The following is a 958-nucleotide window of genomic DNA, read 5'->3' as shown; positions in this document are numbered from 1 at the left end:
GTGGCTTGTCGAAGGCTGCACCAGCACACAGGAGGCTCCCGTGTCCCACCGTAATGCCCGGCTGACCGTTCATGGCCGCCGATTGATCATCCAGCGCCACCAGGACGGGTGGAAACCCCCGCATATCGCCGCCGCGATGGGGGTTTCCCGCAAGTGCGTGTACAAGTGGATCGGCCGGTATGCCACCGAGGGCGAGGTCGGCCTTCAAGACCGGTCCTCCAGGCCGCACACGATGCCGACCAAGACCCCCGGCCAGACCGAGGATCGGGTCGTGTCCGCCCGGTGGGAGCACCGGGCCGGACCGGCGGTGCTGGCCTCGCTGACCGGGGTGCCGGCCCGGACGATCTCTCGCATCCTGGTCCGGCACCGGGTGCCGTACCTGCGGGACTGCGACCCGATGACCGGGGAGCCCATTCGGGCCTCGAAGACCACCGTGGTGCGCTACGAACGCGCCCGCCCGGGAGAGCTGGTGCACGTGGACGTGAAGAAGCTCGGGAAGATCCCGGACGGGGGTGGTTGGCGGGCCCATGGCCGCATGATGGGCAGGACCTCGGCCCAGAAGAGGGCCCGGTCCGGCTATGACTTCGTGCACTCCATGGTCGATGACCACTCCCGCCTGGCCTACTCGGAAGTGCTGCCCGACGAGAAGGGCGCCACCTGCGGGGCGTTCATCCTGCGTGCCGCGGCGTACTTCGCCGCCCATGGCATCGCCAGCATCGAGCGAGTCATCACCGACAACCACTGGTCATACCGGCGCTCCACCGATGTACGCGCTGCGATCGCGGAGATCGGGGCCCGACACAAGTTCATCCGACCGCACTGCCCATGGCAGAACGGCAAGGTGGAGCGCTTCAACCGCACCCTGGCCACCGAGTGGGCCTACCGCCAGGTCTTCACCTCCAACGCGACTCGTCAGGCCGCCCTTGCCCCTTGGCTGGAGCACTACAACACTGAACGA

The 958-nt window shown here is 68.0% G+C and carries 1 protein-coding gene; it reads left to right on the top strand.

Translation table 11 applies throughout. The features are described from left to right. Positions 1 to 40 precede the first annotated feature (40 nt). The coding region (locus tag ACFFIO_RS17315) for an IS481 family transposase (RefSeq protein ID WP_378043706.1) at positions 41 to 958 on the top strand (918 nt) is incomplete at its 3' end.

Origin of the sequence: Citricoccus parietis (genome assembly GCF_042433045.1) — a bacterium.
In the GTDB taxonomy this organism is placed as follows: domain Bacteria; phylum Actinomycetota; class Actinomycetes; order Actinomycetales; family Micrococcaceae; genus Citricoccus; species Citricoccus parietis.
Note: the sequence above shows the minus strand (reverse complement) of the source record. Positions and strands in the feature narration are given on the sequence as shown.